We start from the raw sequence: 23,695 nt of genomic DNA, 5'->3' as shown, positions 1-23,695 counted from the left end.
ACGATGAATTCACTGATTCGCTATCAGGTCGAGGACGGCCTGGCCCTCATCGCCCTCGCCCGCCCGCCAGTCAACGCCCTCGGCCAGACATTGCGCGCCGCCGTACTCGATGCCTGCCAGCGTGCCGCAAGCGATGCGAGCGTGCGCGCGATCATTTTGCATGGCGACGGCAAACTGTTCAGCGCGGGCGCAGACATCAGCGAGTTCGGCAGCGCGGCGTCGTTCGCTGCGCCCTCGTTGCCCGATCTGCTGAGTCGCCTCACCCAGTTGGACAAGCCGCTGATTGCCGCATTGTCCGGCCTGGCACTGGGAGGCGGACTTGAACTCGCCCTCGCCTGCGGCTACCGGATCGGCGAACCCTCACTGCGTCTGGGCCTTCCGGAAATCAGCCTGGGCTTGCTGCCCGGCGCTGGGGGAACCCAACGCCTACCGCGTCTGATCGGCGTCGCGCCAGCATTGGACATGATGATTTCCGGCCTGCCAATCGACGCCAACCGGGCTCTGGAACTGGGCTTGCTGGATCGACTCGCCGCCAGTGCCGACACACTGGTCGAAGCCGCTCGCGCCTTTGCCCTTGATCTGCTGGGCGACCTGGCCCCAGCCCGCCCGCCGACACCCTTCGCCGAGCCTGCCGCGAGCGTGGCGGAGGACTTTTTCCAGCAGTACCGGCAAACCCATGAGCCGCGCTGGAAGAACCGCCTGGCACCGCGCCTGGTGCTTGCCGCGGTGGAAGCCGCTTGCGTTCTGCCGTTGCAGGCAGGGCTGGAGCGAGAGCTGGCACTGTTCAAGCAGGCCGAAGATTCCGCGCAATCGGCAGCCCTGCGGCACCTGTTCTTCGCCGAGCGCGAAGCGGGCCGGATTCCCGGCATCGCCGAGGATATCGCCCTGAGGCCAATCGCCAAGGTCGCGGTGATCGGCGCCGGCACCATGGGTGGCGGCATCGCGATGAACTTTGCCAACGCCGGCATTCCCGTCGTGGTCCTCGAGCAGAAGTCTGAAGCTCTCGAGCGCGGCCTGGCCAACGTTCGCCGCAATTACGAGAGCAGCGTCTCGCGTGGCAAGCTGAATGCCGAACAGTTGGAGCAACGCATGCAACTGCTCGTCGGCACGTTGGACTACGCCGATATCGCCGATGCTGACCTGGTGATCGAGGCAGTGTTCGAGAAGCTCGAGATCAAGCAGCAGGTGTTCCGCACTCTTGACGAGGTGTGCAAGCCCGGTGCGATTCTCGCCAGCAACACTTCGAGTCTCGATGTCGACGCCATCGCTGCGGTGACGCGCCGGCCGCAGGACGTGATCGGCCTGCACTTCTTCAGTCCGGCCAACGTGATGCGGCTGCTGGAGGTGGTGCGCGCCCGTGAAACCGCGCCCGATGTATTGGCGACCACACTCCGGCTGGCCAAGCGCATTGGCAAGGTGGCGGTGGTGTCCGGAGTGTGCTTCGGCTTCATCGGCAACCGCATGCTCGAACCCTACAACCGCGAGGCGCACCGGCTGGTACTCGAAGGCGCGACGCCGGCGCGGGTGGACGGTGTTCTCACCGACCTCGGGCTGAACATGGGCGCGCTGACGATGACCGACCTGGCCGGGATCGATGTGAATTTCCTGGTGCGAGACTCCAACCGGGCGGCCTTCGCCGACGACGCGAGCTACTACCGAGTTGGCGACGCGCTCTATGGCCTAGGCCGCTACGGACAGAAAACCGGCCGCGGTTTTTTTCTCTACGAAGGCCGCCAGCGCCGTGACGATGATGAAGTAGTAGCCCTGGCTGAACGCCTGGCAAGTGAACTGCAAGTCGAGCGCAGGTTGATTGGCGATGCGGAAATCCATGACCGCTGCCTGTTCATGCTGATCAACGAGGGCATTCAGCTGCTCGACGAAGGTATTGCCCTGCGCGCTGGCGACATCGACCTGGTTTGGACCAACGGCTACGGCTTCCCCGCCTGGGTTGGCGGGCCATTGCACTATGCCGAGCAACTTGGCCTGGACAAGGTGCTGGACGGCATCCGCCGCTATCGCGAAAGCCTCGGCAGCTATGGCCAGCGCTGGTTCCAGCCCGCGCCGCTGCTGGAACGCCTGGTCGCCGCCGGCAAGACCCGCATCGAGAAAATCTGACTGCACGGCCGCCTTGGGCGGCTGGCGCCCCTTCGCCTCAGGATCAGCCATGAAAGAAGCCGTGATTCTCTCCACTGCCCGCACGCCCATCGCCAAGGCATTCCGCGGTGCCTTCAACGCCACCACAGCCCCGAGCATGACGGCCTTCGCCATCCGTGCGGCGGTCGAGCGTGCCGGTATCGATGCCGGCGAGATCGAAGATCTGGTGCTGGGGACGGGCATGCCAGCCGGCACTGCCGGCTGGAACCTGGGGCGCATGAGCGCGCTGGCTTCCGGGCTGCCCCTGTCGGTCAGCGGCCAGACCCTCGACCGCCAGTGTGCCTCGGGCCTCATGGCCATCGCGACCGCTGCCAAGCAGATCATGGTGGATGGCATGCAGGTCACCATCGGCGCCGGCCAGGAACACATTTCCCTGGTGCAGAACCGCCATATGCAATGGGTCGGCGAGTTCCATGACAACCAGGTACTGCAGCATGAACCCTGTGCCTACATGCCGATGCTCAACACCGCGGAGCTGGTCGCGCTGCGCTACAACATCAGCCGTGAGGCGCAGGACGAGTATGCGCTGCAATCCCAGCGGCGCACGGCCGCTGCCCAGGCGGCAGGCCTGTTCGAAGGCGAGATTGTCCCGGTCAGCGTGACTCGCCAGGTCGTCGACAAGGCCAGCGGTGTCACCAGCCTGGAACAGGTGGAGTTGCGGCTCGACGAAGGCAATCGCCCGCAAACTACCCTGGACGATCTCCAGGGTCTCAGTCCTGTGATCGAGAATGGCAGCATCACCGCCGGCAACGCCAGCCAGTTGTCTGATGGCGCCAGTGCGTGCGTGCTGATGGATGCGCGCCTGGCCGAGCAGCGCAACCGGCAGCCACTGGGCGTCTATCGGGGTATCGCCGTGGCAGGCCTGGCACCGGAGGAAATGGGCATCGGCCCAGTGCTTGCCGTGCCGAAGCTGCTCAGGCAGCACGGCCTGAAAGTCGACGACATCGGCCTGTGGGAGCTCAACGAGGCCTTCGCCTGCCAGGTGCTGTATTGCCGCGACAAGTTGGGCATCGACAATGACCGGTTGAACGTCAACGGCGGCGCCATCGCCATCGGCCACCCCTACGGCATGAGTGGCGCACGCATGGTCGGGCACGCCCTGCTCGAAGGCAAACGCCGCGGCGTGAAGTACGTGGTGGTGACCATGTGCGTCGGCGGCGGCATGGGTGCGGCCGGCCTGTTCGAGGTGTTCTGATGCGGGAGGACCTGTTTTCGCTGGCCGGCAGAACCGTGCTGGTCACGGGCGCCTCCAGTGGCATCGGCGCACACCTGGCGCGAGTCGCCAGCCAAGCGGGCGCCCGTGTAGTGCTCGCGGCTCGTCGCGTCGATCGGCTTGAACAACTGGCCGCCGACCTGGGCTGGGAAGGCGGACGCGCCATTGCGGTCGCCATGGACGTCACCAGCCGGGAAAGCGTCGAGTCAGCCTTCACCGCTGCCGAGGAGGCTTTCGGTGTGGTCAACGTGGTGCTCAACAATGCCGGTATCGGCAATGGCCAGCGCGCCCTGGAGATCAGCGAGGAAGACTGGCGCGCGATGCTCGCTACCAACCTCGATGGCGTCTGGCGCGTGGCACAGTGCGCAGCTCAGCGCATGGTGCATGCGGGTGTGCCGGGCAGTATCGTCAACATCGCTTCGATGCTCGGCCTGCGTGTCGGGACCGGCTACAGCCACTACTGCGCGGCCAAGGCCGGCGTGGTGCAACTGACGAAATCCCTGGCACTGGAGCTGGCGCGCCACGGCATACGCGTCAACGCTCTCGCACCGGGCTATTTCAAGACCGAGATGAACGATACCTACTTCGACAGCGAACAGGGCCAGGCCTACATCCGCAACGCCGTACCGCTGCGCCGCCTGGGCCAGTTGGCGGAACTGGAAGGCCCGTTCCTGCTGCTGGCCAGCGACGCCGGCGCCTACATGAGCGGTGAGGTGATTGCCGTGGACGGCGGACAGTTGGTCGGTTCGCTCTGACGAGGCGTGAAGCAGGGTTGGCGCCGGAAGGCAAAAGCCTGGCGCCTTCGAGCGATATGCCCACGCACCTCAACTGCCATCGTTTCGTCACGGCGCCTGCAAGGCGAACCCTACATGACAACGAGGCCTGCAATGCACGATATTCCGCAAGACGAGCAACCCACTGGCGTCAGTCGCCGCACGTTCATCCGTAACGCTGGAGTGGTCAGCGCCGCCGGAGCAGTGGCGGCCCTTGGCGCAAACGCCACCCTCGCAGCGACGCAGGACACTGCGCGCCCGCTGCGTGCCAAGGACTGCGACTACGATGTCATCGTCATCGGTGGCGGGTTCGCCGGCGTTACCGCTGCACGCGACAGCCGCAAGCAGGGCTATCGCACGCTGCTCCTGGAGGCGCGCAACCGCCTTGGCGGCCGGACGTTCAGCAGCCAGTTCGCCGGGCACCACATCGAACTGGGTGGCACCTGGATCCACTGGACGCAGCCTTTCGTCTGGAGCGAAGTGCAGCGCTACGGGTTGCAGCTCAAGGAAACGCCTGAGCCTTTCGTTGAAGACAAACAGGTCATTTACGTCCAGCACGAAGGCCAGCGCGTTGAACTCAAGGGCGCAGACCTGGTGACCGTCGCCGAGGCGGTTCAGGCCTACTTTGCCGAAGGCAGGCGCATGTGGGAGCGGCCGTACGATGCCGCCCACACCTGGGAGGCGATCAGCGCCGCCGATGCCATGACCGCGGCCGACCGCTACGACGCGCTCAAGCTCACCCCGCTGCAGCGCACCATCGTCGATGCCTATGTCGGCGGCGCCGCCCATACCTCCAGCGACAAGGCCTCCTATGTCGATGCCCTGCGCTGGTGGTCTCTGCCCGGCTGGGACCTGTCGCTGTTCATCGATTCGCTGGGGCACTACAGCTTCAAGGACGGCACGATCAGCCTGATCAACGCCATGCTCGAGGAAGGTAAGCCCGAGGTCCGCTTGTCCACCCCGGTAAAGCACGTCGAGGACAAAGGCGACCGCGTGCTGATCACCACGCAGCAGGGTGAAACCCTGAGTGCCGGTGCGGTCATCGTGGCCGTGCCGATGAACGTTCTGCCGCGCATTGGCTTCTCCCCTGCCTTGGACCCGGCGCTGGTGGAGGCCGCCAAGGAACGTCACTCCGGTAGTGGTGTGAAAGTCTTCATCAAGACCCGTGGCAAGCTGCCGGTGGAAGGCAAGATGCTCGGCATCGCTGACTCGCACAAGCCGCTGAGCCTGCTGGTGACCTATGCCAAGGCCGAGGACCACACGATTTTCGTCGGCTTCGGCAGCGACCCGGAAAAGCTCGATATCCAGGACCGCGACGCGGTGCAGAAAGTCGTCGATGGTTTCTTCCCTGGCATGCAGGTAGAAGAGTGCTACGGCTACGAATGGACCCTCGACCCCTACTCCCTCGGCACTTACTGCAGCTACAAGCCCAAGTGGTTCGGCAAGTACTACGACCACTTCCAGCAGGATCGCGGCCGCGTGCTGTTCGGCCAGGGCGACCATGGCGAAGGCTGGCGCGGCTTCATCGATGGCGCCATTGCCGCCGGTGGCAAAGCGGCGCTGCGGGCGCACAAGCTGCTCGGCTGAGGCACGCCCAGTGATCGCCTGTACAAGGCGATCACTGGGAACTCAACTGCGTGTGGCCTGCTGGCGGAATTCCCGCGGCGTGAAGCCGGTCCAGCGGCGAAATGCGCGGGTGAAGGAGCTGGATTCGTTGTAACCCAGCCGCGTGGCAATTTCCGTGAGGTTGGCCGGGGAGCGACGCACCAGGTCCACAGCCAGGGCCTGGCGAATCTCTTCCACCAGATCGTTGAACTCCAGATCAAGCTCGCGCAGGCGACGTTGCAGGGTGCGCTTGCTCATGCACAGCTGGCCGGCGATGTCGTCCAGGTTGATGCCGCTTCCCAGGCACGTCTCTATCGCCAGTCCCAACCGAGCGGTCAGGTCAGTATCAGCCAGGCGCTGCCGGCGGGCCTCTTCCAGGCCCGGCTGCAAGGCCTGGAACAACCGGGGGTCGGCGCTCAGCAGCGGCTCGTCGAGCATTGCCGCAGGCCACAGCATGAGGTTATCCGGCTGGCCGAAACGCACCTGGCAGGGGAACGACCGCAGGTGCTCGCTGATGTCGTCCGGTTGCTCGTGGGCAAAATCGACGCGGCACACCTCGTACTTGCCGCCCGTGACCTCGCGCATCCGGTTGTAGAGCGCGCCGAAGGCATATTCGGCGTCCTGCCGGCGTTGGGTGATGCTCGGGTCGCTGATCCGGTAGCGGATTGCCAGGTGCTCGCCGAGTGTCGACCAGCTCACTTCGTTGGCCTGCGCATGCACGACCAGGTAGCGCTCCGCGAAGTCGAGCATCGCACGCACGTTGGCGGCCGCGCGGATCGCATGACCGAAACCGCCCAACAACGTCGCGTTAGGCGTGGTGTTGAAATGGCCCAGACCGAGCTTGAGCCCCAACGCGGGGTCCAGCTCCCGGGCGGCGATTTCCAGCAGCTGCACGTAGTTGCTCAGCGGAATCTGCCGCTCGGGGTGGTCGAGCACGCCCTCCCCCAGCCCTGCCGCTGCGAGAAAGGGCCGAAACATCGCCGCGTGGGTCTGCAGCAAAGCCTCGGCATAGATGGTGTGTTTCAGTCGAGACATGAGGCGTCGCTCGTTGTTGTTCTTGTCCAGGCCAGTGCGAGGTGTTCCCTCGCGGTCCTTCATTGTCCCTTACGCCCGGACAAAGAGCAGCGGCACTTCGTCGATTGGCGTGCAAGGACAATATGCTGACACGCTAGGACGATATGCATACCCCCCGTTCTGGGATCGTTTGGCCTCATCCGGCAAGCCATCCCGAGGAACGCCATGACCCGCCAGTCGCTGCTGTGCCTGCTCGTCTGCATGCTGATCTGCCCCTGGGCACTCGCTTCGCCCACCGACAAGCCGAACATCGTGCTGATCCTGATGGACAACCTCGGCTACGGTGAGGTCGGTGCCTATGGCGGCGGCGTGCTACGCGGCGCACCGACTCCACGCATCGACCAGCTCGCCGCCGAAGGCGTGCGCCTGACCAACTTCAACGTCGAGGCGCAATGCACACCGTCGCGCTCGGCCCTGATGACCGGCCGCTATCCGATTCGCTCCGGCACCTCGCGCATCCCCTCGGGCGGTGCGCCGGATGGGCTCACCCTGTGGGAAGTAACCCTGGCCGAAGTCCTGTCCAGGCGTGGCTACGCCACCGGTATCTGGGGAAAATGGCACCTGGGCAGCAGTGAAGCCCGCTTCCCGACCCACCAGGGCTTCGACGAATGGTACGGCGTCCCGCGCACCTACGATGAGGCGATGTGGTCCGGCTCCGATCACATGGAGGGGCTGACGCCGGCCATTGGCAGCCAGCAGGGATGGAGCCCGTCGCTGGTGCCACCGCAATACATCTACGAGGCGCGTGCGGGCGAGCCAGCGAAGAAAGTGGCAGAGCTGACCTTGCAGACACGACGCACCCTGGATGCCGAGATCACCCGCCGGGCAACCGACTTCATCCAACGCAACGCCAAGGCAGGCAAGCCGTTCTTCGCTTACATCCCCTACTCACTCGTACACATGCCGGTCATGCCCAATCCGGCTTTCGAAGGGCGCACCGGTAATGGCTCCTGGGCCGATGGTCTGGCGGAAATGGACGACAACACCGGACGCATCCTCGATGCGCTGCGCGAGGCTGGTGTGGCCGACAACACGCTGGTGATCTTCACCAGCGACAACGGTGGCGAGGCGACCAGCCCGTGGGAAGGCGCCAACGGTCCCTGGCGCGGTACCTACTTCACTGCCATGGAGGCCTCGCTGCGCGCACCCTTCATCCTCCGCTGGCCTGGCAAGGCGCCCGTTGGCATGGTCAGCAACGACATCGTGCAGATATCCGACCTGTTCACCACCCTGGGGCATGCAGCAGGCGCCGAGCTGCCCAGTGACCGCCCGATCGATGGGGTCGACCAACTGCCCTTCCTCACCGGGCAGCAACCGCACTCCGCGCGTGACAGTGTTCCGGCCTATGTGGGCGAGCGTTTGTACGCGGTGAAGTGGCGCAACTGGAAGGTCCATTTCATCTGGCAGGAAAACATGTACGACCCGCCTCAGCAGCTGCCAGTACCCAAGATCATCAATCTGCTGACCGACCTGCGCGAAGAGCACAACGTCGCCGCCACCAATTCCTGGGTCGCTCACCCGGTAATGAAAATGATCGGCGCGCTCAATGCCAGCCTAAAGCAGTACCCGCCGATTCCCCCTGGCAGTCCTGATCCCTATCAGCCTCCCCGCTGAACCGAGAAGGTGCTGCTCCTTTGGGCCGGGCTTTGCCCGGTCTTTTTTTGCCTGCACGTCGTCTCCGCAAATTGGCACCCAATGACAAGACGGTGGCGTGCTTCAGCGATCCACCCGGGCACCGGAACTGCGATTTTTCAGGCGACGGCGTTCACAGCGCCGCACTCCCCTGAACCTCCTGTCGCGCGCCAAGGCGCGCAGAGCCCTGATGACAATGCCCAGAAACCTTTCACCACTGGCTCTGACCAGTCTGTTCGCGGGAGCACTGCTCCTGGCTGACCTTGCGCAGGCCGCCAACTGCGATGCCACCCCAGGCCAGCGGGTCTTCGAAAACAAGTGCAGCGCCTGCCATGCCCTCGGCGAGGACCGCGTGGGCCCGCACCTTTCCGGCGTGGTCGGCCGGCGAGTCGGATCGGTTGCCGGTTACACCTATTCGGCCGACCTGGCCGCGGCCGGTACCGACTGGTCGCTGGAACGCCTCGACCAGTGGCTGAGCAGCCCCGCCCGACTCTACCCCGGTACGGCAATGGCCTTCGGCGGCATCCGTAATCCAGCCGATCGCCAGGCCCTGCTGTGTTTCCTCCAGCAACAGCACTGAGCCTTTACCTGCACTTCCTCACCCGTATGGCATGACAACAAGGAAAACAATCAATGCACGCCAACACCTTCACCCGTTGCCTGCTGGCCGGCGCGGTCTCCCTCGCCGCGGCCGGCCAGGCCGGCGCGGCCGCCTTCACGCTGGGCGAGATCAAGGGCCAGTTCGACTCGAGTCTGTCCATCGGCGAGAGCTGGTCGACGGCCAGCCCCGACAAGAAACTGATCGACGTGAGCAACGGCGGAACCGGTCACTCGTCCACCGGTGATGACGGGCGCCTGAATTTCAGCAAGGGCGACGCCTTCTCGAAAATCTTCAAGGGCGTGCACGACCTGCAGCTCACCTACGACGACACCAGCTTCTTCTTGCGCGGTAAGTACTGGTACGACTTCCAGCTGAAGGATGAGAACCATCCTTTCAAGGAAATCAGCGACCACGGCCGCGAGATGGCCTCGCGATCCTCCGGTGCCGAGTTCCTCGACGCCTACGTTTCGCAGAAATACGAGCTGGCGGAGCGGCCAGGTAACGTGCGCCTGGGCAAGCAGGTCATCAGCTGGGGCGAAAGCACTTTCTATGGCAACTCGATCAATGCCATCAACCCGCTGGATGTCGCCGCCTTGCGCCGCCCCGGCGCGGAACTCAAGGAAGGGCTGATTCCGGTCAACGCGCTGTATGTCTCGCAGAGCGTGAACGAAAAGGTGAGCGTGGAGGGCTTCTACCAGTTGCAGTGGAAGCCCTACGCCTTCGACAACTGCGGCACCTTCTTCGGCAGCGATGTAGTCGCCAAGGGCTGCAATACCAACATGACCGTGGGCTTCGCCGATGCCGAGGCGCTCGAAGCCCAGGCGGCGGCCCTTGGCCTGGGCTTCGGCGTCAACGGTCGCGAAGGCGTCTACGTGCCACGGGAGAAGAACCGCGAGCCCGGCGACAGCGGCCAGTATGGCCTGGCCATGCACTGGCTCGACGATGGCGCGGAGTACGGCGTCTATTACCTCAACTACCATTCGCGGATTCCCTTCGCCAACACCCGCACAGCCAAGGGCGTGGTCGGCCAGCTCGATTCCCTGCTCGCCGCCGATCCCAGCGGCGAGCTGGCCATCGCCAGCACCCTGGGCAACAGCAGCTATTACCTGGCCTACCCGGAAGACATCCACCTGTTCGGTGCCAGCTTCGCCACCACCCTGCCCACCGGCACGGCCTGGAGCGGCGAGATCAGCTACCGCCCCAACGCTCCCGTCGACATCAACGGCACCGACGTCGGCGCTGCGGTACTCAACCCGGTCTACACCGCACTGACCGGCGCCGCCGCGGAGCCGACCGTTCCGAGCGTCGAAGGTCAGGTCAACGAAGGCTACAAGCGCAAGGAAGTGACCCAGCTGCAGAGCACCCTGCTGCACATCTTCGACCCCATGCTGGGCGCGGAGTCCCTGGTGCTGGTTGGCGAGGCGGCCATCACCCATATCGGTGGCCTGGAATCCCTGGACCGCCAGCGCTACGGCAGGGACTCGGTGTACGGCGATGTCACCAACTCGCGCCACGGTTACTACAGCGCGACCTCCTGGGGCTACACGGTCAGCGCCCAGCTCGACTACAGCGACGTCTTCGCTGGCATCAACCTCAAGCCCAACCTGGGCTGGAGTCACGACGTGCATGGCTACGGCCCGGTGTTCAACGAGGGATCGAAAGCCATCAGCGTCGGCGTCGACGCGGACTACCGCAGCACCTACACCGCCAGCCTGGCGTACACCAATTTCTTCGGCGGCGACTTCAACACCAACGTCGACCGCGACTTCGTCTCGCTGAGCTTCGGCGTGAACTTCTGAACAGGAAAACGAGCAGCATGAAAAACCGCAAACTGATGCAAACCGGTACCCTCGCAGTCGCACTCTCACTGTTGGCCAGTAGCGTGATGGCGGCCGTCAGCCCTCAGGAAGCCGAACTATTGGGCACCAAGCTGACGCCGATTGGCGCGCAAAAGGAAGGCAATGCCGACGGCAGCATTCCCGCCTGGACCGGCGGCCTGCCGAAGAGCGCGGGGCAAGTGGATGCCGGCGGTTTCCTCAGCGATCCCTTCGCCGCTGAAAAGCCGCTTTTCGTCATCACCGCTGCGAACGCCGAGCAGTACAAGGACAAGCTCAGCGCCGGTCAGTTGGCGATGCTCAAGCGCTATCCGGACAGCTACCGGATCCCTGTGTATCCGACCCACCGCAGTGCCGCGGTTCCACAGCAGATCGCAGCCCTGGCCAAGCAGAGCGCGCTCAAGACCCAGTCGATCAATGATGGCAACGGTCTGGCCGAGTTCTCCAGCACGGGCTACTACGCCTTCCCTATCCCGAAGAACGGCGTCGAGGTGGTGTGGAACCACGTCACCCGCTACCTGGGCGGCAGCTTCAAGCGCAGCTACATCCAGGCAACTCCCCAGGAAAACGGCGGTTTCACCCCGGTGCGTTTCGAGGAGGAGCAGGTCTTCCCGCCACAGATTTCCGGCCTGCCCAAGGACGAAGCGGACAACCTTCTCTACTACTACAAGCAGTGGGTCACCGCGCCGGCACGCCTGGCCGGCACCGTGGCAGTGGTGCATGAAACCATCGACCAGGTGAAGGAGCCGCGCCTGGCCTGGGTCTATAACGCTGGCCAGCGCCGGGTAAGACGCGCGCCACAGCTGGCGTATGACGGCCCGGGCACGGCCTCGGACGGCCTGCGTACTTCCGATGACCTGGATATGTTCAACGGCGCGCCGGACCGCTACGACTGGAAGCTCGTTGGCAAGAAGGAAATGTACATTCCCTACAACAGCTACCGCCTGGAGTCGCCGCAGCTGAAATACGACGACATCGTCAAGGCCGGACACATCAACCAGGACCATACGCGCTATGAGCTGCACCGGGTCTGGGAGGTAGTCGCCACGCTCAAGCCCGGCGCCCGGCATCTCTACTCACAGCGGCACTTCTACCTCGACGAAGACACCTGGCAGATCGTCGAGGAAGATCGCTACGACGGCCGCGGCCAACTCTGGCGCGTTGGTGAAGGGCATATTCTCTATCGCTACGACCAGCAGGCTTCCTACGCAGCGGCGGAAACGCTGTATGACCTGCAGTCCGGACGCTACATGGTGGTGGGCCTGCGCAACGAGGAACCGCGCAATACCCAGTACGGGTTCACCGCCAAGGCGTTCGACTACACCCCCGCTGCCTTGCGCAACGATGGCCTGCGCTGAACCAGTGAAGGACCTGGAGAGCGGAGCCCGGTGGGCACCGCTTTCTGTCCGGGCAGCGGGTGCGCCTTGGGGAGCTTCCAGTTGCCGTCGGGCAGTTCGCCCTGGGGCCGATGCAGGTGCACCCGGTAGTTCCAGCCCGGAGTGGTCGGCAGGCAGCTCGCCTGCTTGCCTCCGCAACCGCCAGACAGCACCTGCACCGAGCCATCGCCAGCCCGTTCAGCCGTGAGGTTGTTCAGGGTCCAGGCGTTCTGAGTAGCCGGGGCTTGTACACGCTGATCGTCCAGAAGGCATCCACCGGCACCCTCCCCATCTTCAGCGCATACCGTGCGGTGTCATCGTTGTGATCGGGTGTCACGTTCGCGGGCGGCGAGTTCCGCTCGGGATCGCCGCCCAGGGCAGAGGCGCTGCCAATCCGATGGCGCGCCGGATTGCACCGCGTGCGGTACAACCGCCCAGTGTGTCGGAATGCCGGGAATGTTTGAATCCGTCTACTTCGCCGGATCGATGGCCGGAGCTTCCGGTTTCCAGGTACGAATCCGCCGGGCTGCCTCGCCCTCCTCGCGGTAGGCATGGCAGGTATTGAGGACCCAATGGCTTGGCATCTGGAACGACGGATCGGCCGCCGCGCGTTCGCGCAGGCGCTGCTGCTGCAAGGGGACCAGCGTCTGGATGGCGGTCGTGGCCATGGGGCCGAGCAGTTCAGTGAGGTGCGTGCAGCCGATGGTGCCGCCGACTCGTTCGGCGACCCGACGCTTGAAGCCGGCGCCGATACGGACACCCGCCAATGCGCGATAGGCCTCGGTCACCTGGCCGCACTCGGGCGTCGGAGCCTGCTCGGTGACGGCTTCGACGCTCTGGATCACCAGGTCCCAGTCCAGCACCATCACCAGGCGCATCTGGTGCAGCACGCCGCTGGCAGCCACCTTGCCGTAGATGAATTGCGTCTCTTCGCCCTTGGTGTCGATCAGGCAGCCTTCGATTTCGAACAGGCCGTCTTCGCGCTGGTAGCCACGGCACTGCACCTGGCGGTCATGCAGCAGGCGACGTGGCGGTCGAGAGTCTTGCATGGCAATGTCTCCGCTTGAGCAAAAGAGCAGGGGCGCCGTGGCGCCCCTGAGTTTCACACGGTTCCCAGACCGCCACCGCAGACCAGAACCTGCCCGGAGACATAGTCGGACTCCGGTATGCAGAACAGGTACACCGCATCGGCTGCCTCGTCCGGGGTGCCGGGGCGTCCCAGCGGGATCAGCGTCTTCGAGGCCTCGACGGTTGCAGGGCTGATGCCCACCTTGATCTGCCGGCCCTCGATCTCGATGAACTTCGGATCGCCTTCCACCGGCAGGGTCTGGCGGGTCTCGATGTGGCCGAAAGCCACGGCGTTGACGTTGACCTTGTAGCGCCCCCACTCCTTGGACAGGGCCTTGGTCATGCCCAGCACGCCCGCCTTGGCGGTGGAGTAGTTCATCTGGCCCGGGTTGCCGGCGGCCGATACCGAGGAGATGTTCACCACCTTGCGGTTGACCACCCTACCCTCCGCCGCTTCCTGCTTGGCCAGAGCGCTGATGATCGGCTGGGCCGCGCGCAGGATGCGGAAGGGCGCGGTGATGTGGCAGTCGATGATGGCGTACCACTGCTCGTCGCTCATCTTCTGGATCACACTGTCCCAGGTGTAGCCCGCATTGTTGACGATGATGTCCAGCGTGCCATAGGCGTCCATGGCGGTCTTCACGAAGCGATCGGCGAAATCCACGGCGGTGACGCTGCCGACGCAGGCAACGGCATCGCCGCCTTCACTGCGAATCTGCGCGACGACTTCCTCGGCGGGTGCCGCATCGAGGTCGTTGACCACCACACGGGCGCCCTCGCGGGCCAGCTTCAGCGCAACGCTGCGGCCGATACCGCGACCGGAGCCGGTGACCAGCGCCACCTTGCCTTCGAGTTTCTTCATCGGGGTTTCCTTGTTTCTTGTCATTGGAATCAGGCCAGCGCGACGACTGCCTCGCCGACCAGCTTGTCTTCGCCGTACTGGTTGCTGCAGCGCAGCGCCAGGCGCACGCGGCATTCACCGTCGGCCTCGTACTTGTCGATGATTCGCCCGCTGCAGGTGGGGACATGGCCCAGTTGGGTAATGCCGGTGAAACGCACCGACAACGCGCGGATCTGCGTCTGCGGCACCCAGCGGGTCAGCATTCGGCCCAGATAGGCGACCGAGAGCATGCCGTGGGCAAAAACGTCGGGCTGACGCGCGCGGCGGGCGAAATCGAGGTCGATGTGCACCTGGTTGTGGTCGCCGGAGGCGCCGGCGTATAGGGCCAGCGTGGTGCGATCGACTGCAGGAAGCGTCAGCGATGGGATTTCGTCGCCAACCTGCAGGTCGCTGTAACTGGGTTGCTGCATGGTTCTCTCCTCAGCGCTGTACCAGGGACGAACGGATATCCGCGACGTGTTCGCCGCGCTGGTTGGTGACGCGGGTCTCCTGGACCACGAAAGTCAGCGCTCCACCCTTCTTCTCGTACACATCGACGACACGGGTATCGAAAGTCAGTCGATCGCCGGCATAAGCCAGGCGGTGGTAAACGAAGCCCTGCTCGGCATGCAGGATGCGGCCGAGGTCGAAGCCGAAGATGTCTTCGACGATGTGGTCGCTGTCGCGCCCTTCGCACTCCAGGCACATGAGAAAGCTCGGCGGCACCGGCAGCGATGGATGCCCAGCGGCAAGCGCTGCGGCTTCGTCGGTGTAGACCGGGTCGGTTTCACCGATAGCCTTGGCGAAGAAGCGCAAGCGGCCTTTCTCCACGTCGGTCTGGGTGACACCCAATGACTGGCCGATCAGGCTCTTGTCTGGCATCTGCAAGTTCCTCCAGATGGAAACGCCCCCGTGCGATGGCGACGGAGGCGTTCGATGGGTCAGCCGCGGCCGAACAGGGTGACGATGCCCGCACCGCCCAGGCCGAGGTTGTGCTGCAGTGCATGCTGCAGGCCCTCTACCTGGCGCGCACCAGCAGTGCCTCGCAGTTGGTTGGTCAACTCGTAGCACTGCGCAAGACCGGTAGCGCCCAGCGGGTGGCCTTTGGAGAGCAGGCCGCCGGAGGGATTGGTGACCACGCGACCACCGTAGGTGTTGTCGCCGTCGAGAACGAACTTCTCGCCTTCGCCTTCGGCACAGAAGCCCAGGCCTTCGTAGGTCAGCAGCTCGTTCTGGGCGAAGCAGTCATGCAGCTCGCAGACGCGGATGTCCTCGGGACCGACGCCGGCTTTCTCGTACACCTCGCTGGCAGCCTGGCGAGTCATGCCGACGCCCACCGCGCTGATCATCGACGGCGGATCGAAGGCCTCGGGCTGGTCGGTCACCAGGGATTGCGCGAGGATGGTGACGTCGGTGCGCAGGCCATGCTTCTTCGCGAAGCGCTCGGAGACGATGATCGCCGCAGCGCCACCGCAGGTCGGCGGGCAAGCCATCAGACGGGTCATCACGCCGGGGAAGATCACCTGGTCGGCCATGACGTCCTCGACGCTGACCACCTTCTTGAACACGGCAAGCGGGTTATTCGCCGCATGGCGGCTGGCCTTGGCGCGGATGGCTGCGAAGGTTTCCATCTTCGTGCCGTACTTCTGCATATGCTCCAGCCCGGCGCCGCCGAAGAAGCGCAGTGCGTTCGGCATGCCAGCGCCTTCCGGGAAGACGATGTCGGCAACTGCATTGCCCTTGCCCACGGTTGCCGGTCGATCGGTCCAGTGGTCCTTCAGCGGGCCCGGTTGCATCTGCTCGAAGCCAAATGCCAGCGCGCAATCCACCGCGCCACTTTCCACGGCCTGGCGTGCAAGCCAAAGCGCAGAGGAACCACTGCCGCAGTTGTTGTTGACGTTCAACACCGGGATGCCGGTCAGGCCGACCTCATAGAGCGCCGACTGGCCGCTGGTGGAGTCGCCGTAGACATATCCGGCATAGGCTTGTTGCACCAGGCGGTAGTCGATACCGGCGTCCTGCAGGGCCAGGCGCACGGCCTGAGCGCCCATTTCGATGTAGCTGGCGCTGGCGCCGGGCTTGGCGAACTGAATCATGCCGACACCGGCGACGTAGGTTTTCTGCGACATCACTCTCTCCAGAGTCATTGGACGGTGGCCAGCCGCCGCGGCGTGCGGCGAATAGGCCAGGCTGGATTCGATGGTTGCGCAGTGCATGCGGGGCGCCATCCCCTCCCCTCGCCGATGGCGCCCCCTCCCGACGAGGGGGGAACCGTTGGAAGGCGCTACAGGCGCTCTCGCTGGTCACCCCCCCATCAGGGAGGGGGGGCTCGGCTCCTTCGAGGGGAGGAGGTAGCTACCCGGCAGGTACAGGATGAGTTCGCCGTCACAGGACGGCGCATGCCACAGCAGCCGGGCTGCGGTGGCCACGCAAGCGCCTCAGCGACTACCAGCCCGGCACTGTTCACGCCCATGTCGGATCGGCCTCGGACCGCCCTCGACGTCGGGAAACACGCACTGGAGAACCGCATGACAATAAGAAAAACCGGAATCTTCCAACCTCACCTGCTCGCCACCGCCGTCGCCCTGGGCGTCGTCACGCAGGCAGGTGCCGTCGATTTCAACATCGGCGACATCGAGGGCAAGTTCGACTCGTCGCTATCCATCGGCGGCAGCTGGTCGACCACGGGCGCCAACCCGAACTTCATCTCCAACTTCAACTCCCAGGGCGCCAAGGGCAAGGCTGCTTCGCGCACCGCCGACGATGGCCGCTTGAACTTTCGCTCCGGCGAAAACTTCTCGACCCTCTTCAAGGGCATCCATGACCTGGAACTGAGGTACGGCGACAGCGGCGCTTTCCTGCGCGGCAAGTACTGGTATGACTTCGAGCAGACCGATGGCAGCCAGCATTTCTACGACATCGACAACAAAGGGCGCGACGAAGCGGCACGCACCAAGGGCGGTCAGTTCCTGGACGCATTCGTCTACCACAACTACAGCCTCGGCGACCTGCCGGGTAACGTGCGCCTGGGCAAGCAGGTGGTGAACTGGGGCGAAAGCACCTTCATCCAGAACGGCATCAGCGTGATCAACCCGGTGGACGTGGCAGCCCTGCGCCGGCCCGGCTCCGAGGTCAAGGAAGGCCTGGTCCCGGTGAACATGTTCTACCTGTCCCAGGGCCTGAGCGAGAACATCACCGCCGAAGGCTTCTACCAGATCGAGTGGGACCACACCGTGGTCGACAACTGCGGCACCTTCTTCGGTGCCGACGGTATCGCAGCGGGCTGTTATGACCGCCTGGTGGTCACCGGCGACGACCTGGCCCCAGGACAGGCAAACAACACCGGTGGCCCGGCCACGCTGGTACGTGGCGGCACCGACGACGCCTACATCCCGCGCAGCAAGGACAATGACGCCCGTGACGGCGGCCAGTACGGTATCGCCTTACGCTGGTTCGTGCCCTCGCTGAACGACACGGAGTTCGCCGGCTACGCGATGAACTACCACAGCCGCTCGCCGTTCCTCAGCCTGACGACGGCCACCAACCTGTCCAACCAGTTGGCGGCGATCCGCAGTGCCCGCTATTTCATCGACTATCCCGAGGACATCCGCCTCTACGGCCTGAGCTTCGCCACCAACCTGAATGGCGTCTCGCTGGGTGGTGAACTGAGCTTCCGGCCGAACATGCCGCTGCAGATCAACACCGCCGACCTCAACCTGGCGGCGCTAGGCAACGCGGCCTCGCCGATCTACGTCAGCGGCCAGCAAACCCTGCAGCGCGGCGCCGAGATTCCTGGCTACAAGCGCATGCCAGTGACCCAGGCACAGATCACCGCCACCAAGTTGTTCAACCAGGTGCTGGCCGCCGAGCGCCTGACCGTGGTCGGCGAGGTCGGCTACAACCACATCGGCGGCGTTGGCGACGCCGACGGCAGTGACATCCGTTTCGGCCGCAACCCGGTGTTCGGTGCCGGCCAACTGGCCAACCAGGCCGTCTGCCGGGGCAGTGCCGTGGGCACGGCCAATGCCAGCAATCCGCAACAGGAATGCAACGACAACGGGTTCTACACCAGCAGCTCCTGGGGATACCGCGTCCGCGCCCAGCTCGACTACCCCAACGTGTTCGCCGGCATCAACCTCTCGCCGAATCTGGCCTGGTCCCATGACGTGGACGGCTACGGCCCGAACTTCGAAGAAGGACAGAAGGCCGTCAGCCTTGGCCTGAACGCCGACTACCAGAGCACCTACACCGCGAGCCTGGCGTACACCGACTACTTCGGTGGCCGTTACAACACCCAGACCGATCGTGACTTCGTCGCCCTCAGCTTCGGCGTGAACTTCTGACGCAGGTACCCAGACATGAAGACTTCTACCCTGATGAAATCCGCAACGTTGGCGCTCAGCCTGCTCGCCTCCGGCGTCATGGCCGCTGTCTCTCCCCAGGAAGCCGAGCATCTGGGCACCACGCTGACGCCGCTGGGCGCGCAGAAGGAAGGCAACGCCGACGGCAGCATCCCGGCCTGGACCGGCGGGCTCAAGTCCGATGCAGCGCCCGTGCAGAATGGCTTCCTCGGCGATCCCTTCGCCGGTGAGAAGCCGCAGTTCGTCATCACCGCTGCCAACGCCGAACAGTACAAGGACAAACTCACGCCCGGGCAACTCGCCTTGTTCAAGCGTTACCCGAATACCTACCGGATTCCGGTTTATCCGACCCATCGCAGCTTTGCCGCCCCACAGAACATCTATGACGCAGCTAAAAAGAGCGCTACCACCACGCAACTGATCAATGATGGCAACGGGCTGAGCAACTTCGTTGCCCGCTACTACGCCTTCCCGATTCCCAAGAGCGGTGTCGAGGTCGTCTGGAACCACGAAACCCGTTACAAGGGCACCAATTACACCCGCACCTCGGCGCAAGCCGTTCCCCAGGCCAATGGCGACTACATGCTGGTCGGTTTCCGCGAAACTTCGGCCACCCCGCAGAACCTCCCGGACGCCGATCCGCAGAAGACCGCCAACCTGCTCTACTACTTCAAGCAGGAAATCATTGCCCCGGCGCGCCTGACCGGTACCGTCAACCTCGCCTACGAGACCATTGACCAGCTCAAGGACCCGCGCCAGGCCTGGACTTACAACGCTGGTCAGCGCCGCGTACGCCGCGCCCCGGAAGTCGCCTACGACGGTCCTGGCACCGCAGCCGACGGCATGCGCACCACCGACAATACCGACCTCTACAACGGCTCGCCGGATCGCTACACCTGGAAGCTGGTCGGCAAGAAGGAGATGTACATTCCGTACAACAACTACCGGCTTTGGTCGCCCACGGTGAAATACGCCGACATCATCAAGCCCGGGCACATCAACCAGGACCTGACTCGCTACGAACTGCACCGGGTCTGGGAAGTCGAGGGGACGCTCAAGCCCAACGAGCGGCACATCTACGCCAAGCGCCACATGTACTTCGACGAGGACACCTGGTCGCTGGTCGAGGTGGATCACTACGACAGTCGCGGCCAGCTCTGGCGCGTAGCCGAAGGGCATCTGGTGAACGACTACCAGCATGGCATTCCGCTCTATGCCGCCCAGACGCTGTATGACCTGATCGCCGGCCGTTATGTCGTGATGGGCCTGATCAACGAGTCCAAGCAAGGCGCCCAGTACGACCAGAAGTTCACCCTGAACGACTTCACGCCTGCGGCGCTGCGCAACGCCGGCATCCGCTGAGTTTTCCCCGCTCCACTGCACACGCCCCGCATTGCGGGGCGTACTGCTTTATCCGTCCTCGTTCGTCAGCAGTACGTGCAGCATGCGCGCAAGCATCAAGGCACTGTCCTCTTCGGTCAGGTACTGCGGACGCTCGAGGCGCATCGCCCGCGGCAAGGTGAGCAGTGTCTGGTGCACCAGGAACTGCGCCTTCTCGCGGTTCTTCACGCGGATCTGCGCGTCGAAGCGCTGGAACAACGCGGGCGTCGCACCGGCGGACCAGCATTGCGCGGACTCCACCAACTCCAGGCGAACCAGCTCGTCGTAACGGGTCACCCGCTCACTGAAGTCCGGATCAAGGCGCGACTTGCGGTGATGGACCTCCAGGCCCAGGCGCAGCACCAGCAGCAGCCCCTCGAACAGGGTCGCTTGTGGGGGCAGTGCTGCGATCGCGGATAGAAGCTGCGCGCCAGCCTCGCGGCGGTAATCCTCGAAAACCGCCGCGATCAGCGACTCCATCGCCGGAAAATATTCGTAGATCGAACTGATGGCCACGCCGGATACATCCGCCAGCCTCCAGGCGGTGAGCGCCTCGCGCCCCTCCTCCTCGAGTATCTGTCGGCCGCCTTGCTTGAGTGCCTCGACCAGGGCAATCGAACGCGCCTGGCGGGGCTGCTTGCGCGGTTGCGCAGGCATGCCCAGTGGCTTCAGCGCAGGCTCGCTTTCCGGGTGTTCTCTGTCTTTCGGCGGTTTGTCCATAGCCTTCTCCTTCCGGCAGGCTCGGTACCCAGCAGGGCCTGAGCATGCTGGCAGTCGGGGGCGGCTGCAAGGCTTTACAGCACCGCCTGGTACAGAGCCAGGGCTGCGTTGAGACTGACCTCTCGAGGGTTGTTTGCGAGCAGTCGGGTCTGTTTCAGTGCGTCTTCGGCCAGCCCCTCCAGATCGCTCTCCGCAACCCCCACCTCCCTCAGTCGGGTCGGCAGGCGCAGGCGCACGGGTAGATCGGAGAAGTACTGGATCAGCGCCTGGGTCTTGCTCCGCGCGTCACCCGAAATGCCTGGCAGCACGATATCTGCCAGTTCAGCGTAGAGCGGCGCAGCGACCTCCTGGTTGAAACGCAGCACACCGGGCAGCATCAGCGAGTTGGACAAACCATGGGGGACATGGAACCGCGCCCCCAGCGGATACGCCAGCGCATGTACTGCCGCGACGGGGGCGTTGGCGAACGCCATGCCAGCCAGGCAGGCGCCCATCAACATGTCTTCGCGGGCCTGGATGTCCGCGCCATGGGCGCAGGCGCGCTCAAGGCTTGCAGCCAGCAGGCGCAGGGCTTCCCGGGCGAGACAGTCGGAAATCGGGTTCTTGCGGTGGCGGCTGGTGAAGGCTTCGATGGCATGGACCATGGCGTCGATGCCCGTGGCCGCCGTGACGTGCGGCGGGAGGCCGACGGTCAGGTCGGCATCGAGCACCGCCAGGTCAGGCAGCAGCAACGGCGAGATGACCACGCTCTTCTGTCCATCGCCGCTGGTGACGACCGATACGGCCGTTACTTCGGAGCCCGTTCCTGCCGTCGTCGGCACGAGGATCAGCGGCAGGCGCGGCCCCTGCGCCACGTCGATGCCGTAGGCGTTGGCCAGCGACTCGCCGCTGCGCGCCAGCAGTGCCGCCAGCTTGGCGGCGTCCAGCGAGCTGCCTCCGCCCAGACCTATCACACAATCGGCCGCGCACTCCTGTGCCGCGCCGACCGCCGCCTCTATGACGCTTTCCGGCGGGTCTGCCTGAACCTCGGCGAACACCCGCAATGCCAGCTTCGCACGCGCGAAATCTTCGATCACCGGTTGCAGCAGCCCGGCGCCCAGTACGCCGGGATCGCTGACCAGCAGGACAGACCGGCAGCCCATGCGGCGTACGCGTTCGGCCAACCGTGCGGACGCGCCGCGCTCGATGAGAATGGAAGCAGTGGTATTGAAAGTCAGCGTCGCCATGGTGTCTTCGCTCAGGCTCGTGAATCGTTTTGCGAAGGCACCAGGCGCGAAGCACTGGACAGCACACTTCGCTCCCAGCGCAAGCATAGGGATCTCCCCCCGCCCTCGGTCCCCCTCGTCAAGAGGGGGCGTATACGCCCGGGAAGACAAATCCAGAAACCCTCTCGAGTAACGTCCAGGCAGGGCCTTAAAACACTTTAAAAACAAGGTATTGCGGATACTTACCGAATCCGGAATCCGGAACGTGGAAGCCTGATTGCCTCCCTATACTGGCCCCACGGTCCAGCCGTGATCGATCACGGCCTGCAGGCACCGCACGCTCCGGCGCCCTTCGCCGGCCCTGCCACTGGAGTAGCGAGTCCATCGATGTCCGCATCGCCAGAACAAAAAACACAGCTGCTGCTGAACGATCCCGTCGCCCTTGCCGGGTATTCCTGCCAGACCTGGAGCCACTTGCCGCGCGAAGAGATCGATGCCCTGCAACTCGCCGGGCTGAAGCTGCGTTTCGCCCAATTGCGCGAGCACATCCCGGTGCTGAAGAAACTGGCCGATGGCGAAGGGCTGGAGCGCATCGATGCGATCGATGACGTAGTGCCCCTGCTCTTCGAGCACACCGTGTTCAAGTCCTACCCGCCATCGCTGCTGGAGAAGAGCAACTTCGCCGCGATCAACAAATGGCTGGCCAAGCTGGTCACGCCCGAAATCGGCGCGGCGATCTGCGCCGTGGACGTCAGTGCCTGCCAGGGGCTCGATGACTGGTTCGAGACCATGGATGCCGCCCTGCCACAGCTGTGCATCAGCCATACCTCCGGCACCTCGGGCACCCTCTCCTTCCTGCCCAACAGCACCCGCGAATTCGAAAAGGCCTGCGCGGTACGCAGCCTCTTCGCCTGGAACCTGCAGGGCCCTGATTCCCCGCGCCCGGAGATGCATACCGCCTACCCCTACTACCGCAAAGGCTACCTGAGTCACCTGCGCGGCAACGTGGCACTGATGAAGCAGTTGCTGCCCAGCCAGGACAACTTCCATTGCGCCTATCCCGACACACTCTCCAGCGACGTGCTGCATCTGGGCGCACGGGTTCGCGCCGCCCAGGCCCGCGGGACCCTGGACCGCCTGGTGATCAATCCGGCGTTGCTGGCCAAGAAGAAGGCCTTCGATGAGCAGCAGGCGCAGATGCCCGCGCACCTGGCGGCCTTCTTCAATCGCATGGCCGGCGAACTCAAGGGCAAGCGCGTGTACATCGGCGGCACCTGGAACCTGCTCCACAACATGGCCAAGGCCGGCCTGGAACGGGGGCTGGAAGGTGTCTTCCACCCGGACTCCTACATCGCCACCACCGGCGGCGCCAAGGGCGTGGTGCAGCCTGACGGCTGGCGCGAGGAAGTGCTGCGCTTCACCGGCGCCAGACGCATCAACGAGTCCTACGCCATGTCCGAAGTGGTCAGCGGCTCACACCTGCGCTGCGAACAGGGCAACTATCACTTCGCTCACACGGTGATCCCCTTCGTGCTCGATCCGCAGACCAGCGAACCGTTGCCGCGCAGCGGACGGCAAACCGGCCGCGCGGCCTTCTACGACCTGGGTGCCGACGTGCACTGGGGCGGCTTCATCACCGGTGACGAAATCACTGTCGAATGGGATCAGCCCTGCGCCTGCGGTCGCCCCAGCCGCTACGTGGTCGGTGCGATCCAACGCTACAGCGAGAAGAACGGCGGCGACGACAAGATCACCTGCGCCGCGTCGGACAACTCGCATCGCGAGGCCATGGACTTCCTGAACTCCCTCGAGGGCTGA

19 protein-coding genes are annotated in these 23,695 nt (G+C 64.5%); 11 read left to right on the top strand and 8 right to left on the bottom strand.

Annotation, left to right across the window (positions count from 1 at the left end):
• Nucleotides 1–3: 3 nt before the first annotated feature.
• The 4 genes from AC1ZV1_RS15760 to AC1ZV1_RS15745 all read left to right on the top strand — a co-directional run bounded on the left by AC1ZV1_RS15760 (nt 4) and on the right by AC1ZV1_RS15745 (nt 5,727).
• The gene (locus AC1ZV1_RS15760; protein WP_484292515.1) at nt 4–2,115 is read left to right on the top strand and encodes a 3-hydroxyacyl-CoA dehydrogenase NAD-binding domain-containing protein; all 2,112 of its coding nucleotides are present in this window, start codon (nt 4–6) and stop codon (nt 2,113–2,115) included.
• 49 nt (nt 2,116–2,164) lie between these two features.
• Complete coding sequence (locus tag AC1ZV1_RS15755) at nt 2,165–3,349, top strand: acetyl-CoA C-acyltransferase (protein ID WP_484292514.1); 1,185 nt, start codon at nt 2,165–2,167, stop codon at nt 3,347–3,349.
• The gene (locus AC1ZV1_RS15750; protein ID WP_484292513.1) at nt 3,349–4,122 is read left to right on the top strand and encodes an SDR family NAD(P)-dependent oxidoreductase; all 774 of its coding nucleotides are present in this window, start codon (nt 3,349–3,351) and stop codon (nt 4,120–4,122) included. Before AC1ZV1_RS15755 ends, AC1ZV1_RS15750 begins: the two co-directional genes overlap by 1 nt.
• Before the next feature lie 132 nt (nt 4,123–4,254).
• A complete protein-coding gene (locus AC1ZV1_RS15745) occupies nt 4,255–5,727 on the top strand; it encodes a flavin monoamine oxidase family protein (RefSeq protein WP_484292512.1) in 1,473 nt (490 codons plus the stop codon).
• A 42-nt stretch (nt 5,728–5,769) separates the two neighbouring features.
• On the opposite strand, the gene AC1ZV1_RS15740 is transcribed toward AC1ZV1_RS15745, so the two are convergent.
• Nucleotides 5,770–6,780: an AraC family transcriptional regulator gene (locus AC1ZV1_RS15740; protein ID WP_484292511.1), complete on the bottom strand. Its 1,011-nt coding sequence runs from the start codon at nt 6,778–6,780 to the stop codon at nt 5,770–5,772.
• Nucleotides 6,781–6,984: 204 nt separating this feature from the next.
• On the opposite strand from AC1ZV1_RS15740, the gene AC1ZV1_RS15735 reads away from it, so the two are divergent.
• The 4 genes from AC1ZV1_RS15735 (at nt 6,985) to AC1ZV1_RS15720 (ending at nt 12,245) form a co-directional block, all read left to right on the top strand.
• Nucleotides 6,985–8,433 (top strand): arylsulfatase, encoded by a 1,449-nt coding sequence (locus AC1ZV1_RS15735; RefSeq protein WP_484292510.1) that lies wholly within the window; start codon nt 6,985–6,987, stop codon nt 8,431–8,433.
• 208 nt (nt 8,434–8,641) lie between these two features.
• On the top strand, nt 8,642–9,031 hold the full coding sequence (locus tag AC1ZV1_RS15730) for a c-type cytochrome (RefSeq protein ID WP_484292509.1): 390 nt from the start codon (nt 8,642–8,644) through the stop codon (nt 9,029–9,031).
• A 53-nt stretch (nt 9,032–9,084) separates the two neighbouring features.
• Nucleotides 9,085–10,851, top strand: coding sequence for a DUF1302 domain-containing protein (locus AC1ZV1_RS15725; RefSeq protein WP_484292508.1), 1,767 nt, complete (start codon nt 9,085–9,087; stop codon nt 10,849–10,851).
• A gap of 17 nt (nt 10,852–10,868) precedes the next feature.
• Complete coding sequence (locus tag AC1ZV1_RS15720; protein WP_484292507.1) at nt 10,869–12,245, top strand: DUF1329 domain-containing protein; 1,377 nt, start codon at nt 10,869–10,871, stop codon at nt 12,243–12,245.
• Between the two features lie 488 nt (nt 12,246–12,733).
• Here the strand turns inward: AC1ZV1_RS15720 and AC1ZV1_RS15715 are convergent, their stop codons facing one another.
• The 5 genes from AC1ZV1_RS15715 to AC1ZV1_RS15695 are packed head-to-tail and all read right to left on the bottom strand — an operon-like array spanning nt 12,734 to nt 16,340.
• Nucleotides 12,734–13,312 carry a DUF2889 domain-containing protein gene (locus AC1ZV1_RS15715; protein ID WP_484292506.1) on the bottom strand — a complete coding sequence of 193 codons (579 nt, stop codon included), beginning with the start codon at nt 13,310–13,312 and terminating at the stop codon, nt 12,734–12,736.
• A 53-nt stretch (nt 13,313–13,365) separates the two neighbouring features.
• Nucleotides 13,366–14,193: an SDR family NAD(P)-dependent oxidoreductase gene (locus AC1ZV1_RS15710; protein WP_484292505.1), complete on the bottom strand. Its 828-nt coding sequence runs from the start codon at nt 14,191–14,193 to the stop codon at nt 13,366–13,368.
• A 29-nt stretch (nt 14,194–14,222) separates the two neighbouring features.
• The gene (locus tag AC1ZV1_RS15705; protein WP_484292504.1) at nt 14,223–14,642 is read right to left on the bottom strand and encodes a MaoC family dehydratase; all 420 of its coding nucleotides are present in this window, start codon (nt 14,640–14,642) and stop codon (nt 14,223–14,225) included.
• Between the two features lie 10 nt (nt 14,643–14,652).
• Nucleotides 14,653–15,093 (bottom strand): MaoC family dehydratase N-terminal domain-containing protein, encoded by a 441-nt coding sequence (locus tag AC1ZV1_RS15700; RefSeq protein ID WP_484292503.1) that lies wholly within the window; start codon nt 15,091–15,093, stop codon nt 14,653–14,655.
• 59 nt (nt 15,094–15,152) lie between these two features.
• Complete coding sequence (locus AC1ZV1_RS15695) at nt 15,153–16,340, bottom strand: lipid-transfer protein (RefSeq protein ID WP_484292502.1); 1,188 nt, start codon at nt 16,338–16,340, stop codon at nt 15,153–15,155.
• A gap of 399 nt (nt 16,341–16,739) precedes the next feature.
• Here AC1ZV1_RS15695 and AC1ZV1_RS15690 point away from each other — a divergent pair, with 399 nt between their 5' ends.
• Together AC1ZV1_RS15690 and AC1ZV1_RS15685 are read left to right on the top strand one after the other, a co-directional pair.
• Complete coding sequence (locus tag AC1ZV1_RS15690; protein ID WP_484292501.1) at nt 16,740–18,554, top strand: DUF1302 domain-containing protein; 1,815 nt, start codon at nt 16,740–16,742, stop codon at nt 18,552–18,554.
• 15 nt (nt 18,555–18,569) lie between these two features.
• Nucleotides 18,570–19,934 carry a DUF1329 domain-containing protein gene (locus tag AC1ZV1_RS15685; RefSeq protein ID WP_484292500.1) on the top strand — a complete coding sequence of 455 codons (1,365 nt, stop codon included), beginning with the start codon at nt 18,570–18,572 and terminating at the stop codon, nt 19,932–19,934.
• 48 nt (nt 19,935–19,982) lie between these two features.
• Here the strand turns inward: AC1ZV1_RS15685 and AC1ZV1_RS15680 are convergent, their stop codons facing one another.
• Both AC1ZV1_RS15680 and AC1ZV1_RS15675 read right to left on the bottom strand, forming a co-directional pair.
• Entirely contained in the window at nt 19,983–20,672 is a 690-nt protein-coding gene (locus AC1ZV1_RS15680; RefSeq protein ID WP_484292499.1) for a TetR/AcrR family transcriptional regulator, read from the bottom strand.
• A gap of 74 nt (nt 20,673–20,746) precedes the next feature.
• Nucleotides 20,747–21,898, bottom strand: coding sequence for an iron-containing alcohol dehydrogenase (locus AC1ZV1_RS15675; RefSeq protein WP_484297574.1), 1,152 nt, complete (start codon nt 21,896–21,898; stop codon nt 20,747–20,749).
• Nucleotides 21,899–22,264: 366 nt separating this feature from the next.
• Here AC1ZV1_RS15675 and AC1ZV1_RS15670 point away from each other — a divergent pair, with 366 nt between their 5' ends.
• Nucleotides 22,265–23,695 carry a hypothetical protein gene (locus AC1ZV1_RS15670; protein WP_484292498.1) on the top strand — a complete coding sequence of 477 codons (1,431 nt, stop codon included), beginning with the start codon at nt 22,265–22,267 and terminating at the stop codon, nt 23,693–23,695.

The organism is Pseudomonas sp. BB438, from assembly GCF_057180225.1.
This window is presented reverse-complemented; position numbering and strand designations above follow the sequence as displayed.

Bases quoted from the DNA above. Each gene is read 5' to 3' on its own strand.
- AC1ZV1_RS15760 (WP_484292515.1), top strand. From the start codon at position 4: ATGAATTCACTGATTCGCTATCAGGTCGAGGACGGCCTGGCCCTCATC.
- AC1ZV1_RS15755 (WP_484292514.1), top strand. From the start codon at position 2,165: ATGAAAGAAGCCGTGATTCTCTCCACTGCCCGCACGCCCATCGCCAAG.
- AC1ZV1_RS15750 (WP_484292513.1), top strand. From the start codon at position 3,349: ATGCGGGAGGACCTGTTTTCGCTGGCCGGCAGAACCGTGCTGGTCACG.
- AC1ZV1_RS15745 (WP_484292512.1), top strand. From the start codon at position 4,255: ATGCACGATATTCCGCAAGACGAGCAACCCACTGGCGTCAGTCGCCGC.
- AC1ZV1_RS15740 (WP_484292511.1), bottom strand. From the start codon at position 6,780: ATGTCTCGACTGAAACACACCATCTATGCCGAGGCTTTGCTGCAGACC.
- AC1ZV1_RS15735 (WP_484292510.1), top strand. From the start codon at position 6,985: ATGACCCGCCAGTCGCTGCTGTGCCTGCTCGTCTGCATGCTGATCTGC.
- AC1ZV1_RS15730 (WP_484292509.1), top strand. From the start codon at position 8,642: ATGACAATGCCCAGAAACCTTTCACCACTGGCTCTGACCAGTCTGTTC.
- AC1ZV1_RS15725 (WP_484292508.1), top strand. From the start codon at position 9,085: ATGCACGCCAACACCTTCACCCGTTGCCTGCTGGCCGGCGCGGTCTCC.
- AC1ZV1_RS15720 (WP_484292507.1), top strand. From the start codon at position 10,869: ATGAAAAACCGCAAACTGATGCAAACCGGTACCCTCGCAGTCGCACTC.
- AC1ZV1_RS15715 (WP_484292506.1), bottom strand. From the start codon at position 13,312: ATGCAAGACTCTCGACCGCCACGTCGCCTGCTGCATGACCGCCAGGTG.
- AC1ZV1_RS15710 (WP_484292505.1), bottom strand. From the start codon at position 14,193: ATGAAGAAACTCGAAGGCAAGGTGGCGCTGGTCACCGGCTCCGGTCGC.
- AC1ZV1_RS15705 (WP_484292504.1), bottom strand. From the start codon at position 14,642: ATGCAGCAACCCAGTTACAGCGACCTGCAGGTTGGCGACGAAATCCCA.
- AC1ZV1_RS15700 (WP_484292503.1), bottom strand. From the start codon at position 15,093: ATGCCAGACAAGAGCCTGATCGGCCAGTCATTGGGTGTCACCCAGACC.
- AC1ZV1_RS15695 (WP_484292502.1), bottom strand. From the start codon at position 16,340: ATGTCGCAGAAAACCTACGTCGCCGGTGTCGGCATGATTCAGTTCGCC.
- AC1ZV1_RS15690 (WP_484292501.1), top strand. From the start codon at position 16,740: ATGACAATAAGAAAAACCGGAATCTTCCAACCTCACCTGCTCGCCACC.
- AC1ZV1_RS15685 (WP_484292500.1), top strand. From the start codon at position 18,570: ATGAAGACTTCTACCCTGATGAAATCCGCAACGTTGGCGCTCAGCCTG.
- AC1ZV1_RS15680 (WP_484292499.1), bottom strand. From the start codon at position 20,672: ATGGACAAACCGCCGAAAGACAGAGAACACCCGGAAAGCGAGCCTGCG.
- AC1ZV1_RS15675 (WP_484297574.1), bottom strand. From the start codon at position 21,898: ATGGCGACGCTGACTTTCAATACCACTGCTTCCATTCTCATCGAGCGC.
- AC1ZV1_RS15670 (WP_484292498.1), top strand. From the start codon at position 22,265: ATGTCCGCATCGCCAGAACAAAAAACACAGCTGCTGCTGAACGATCCC.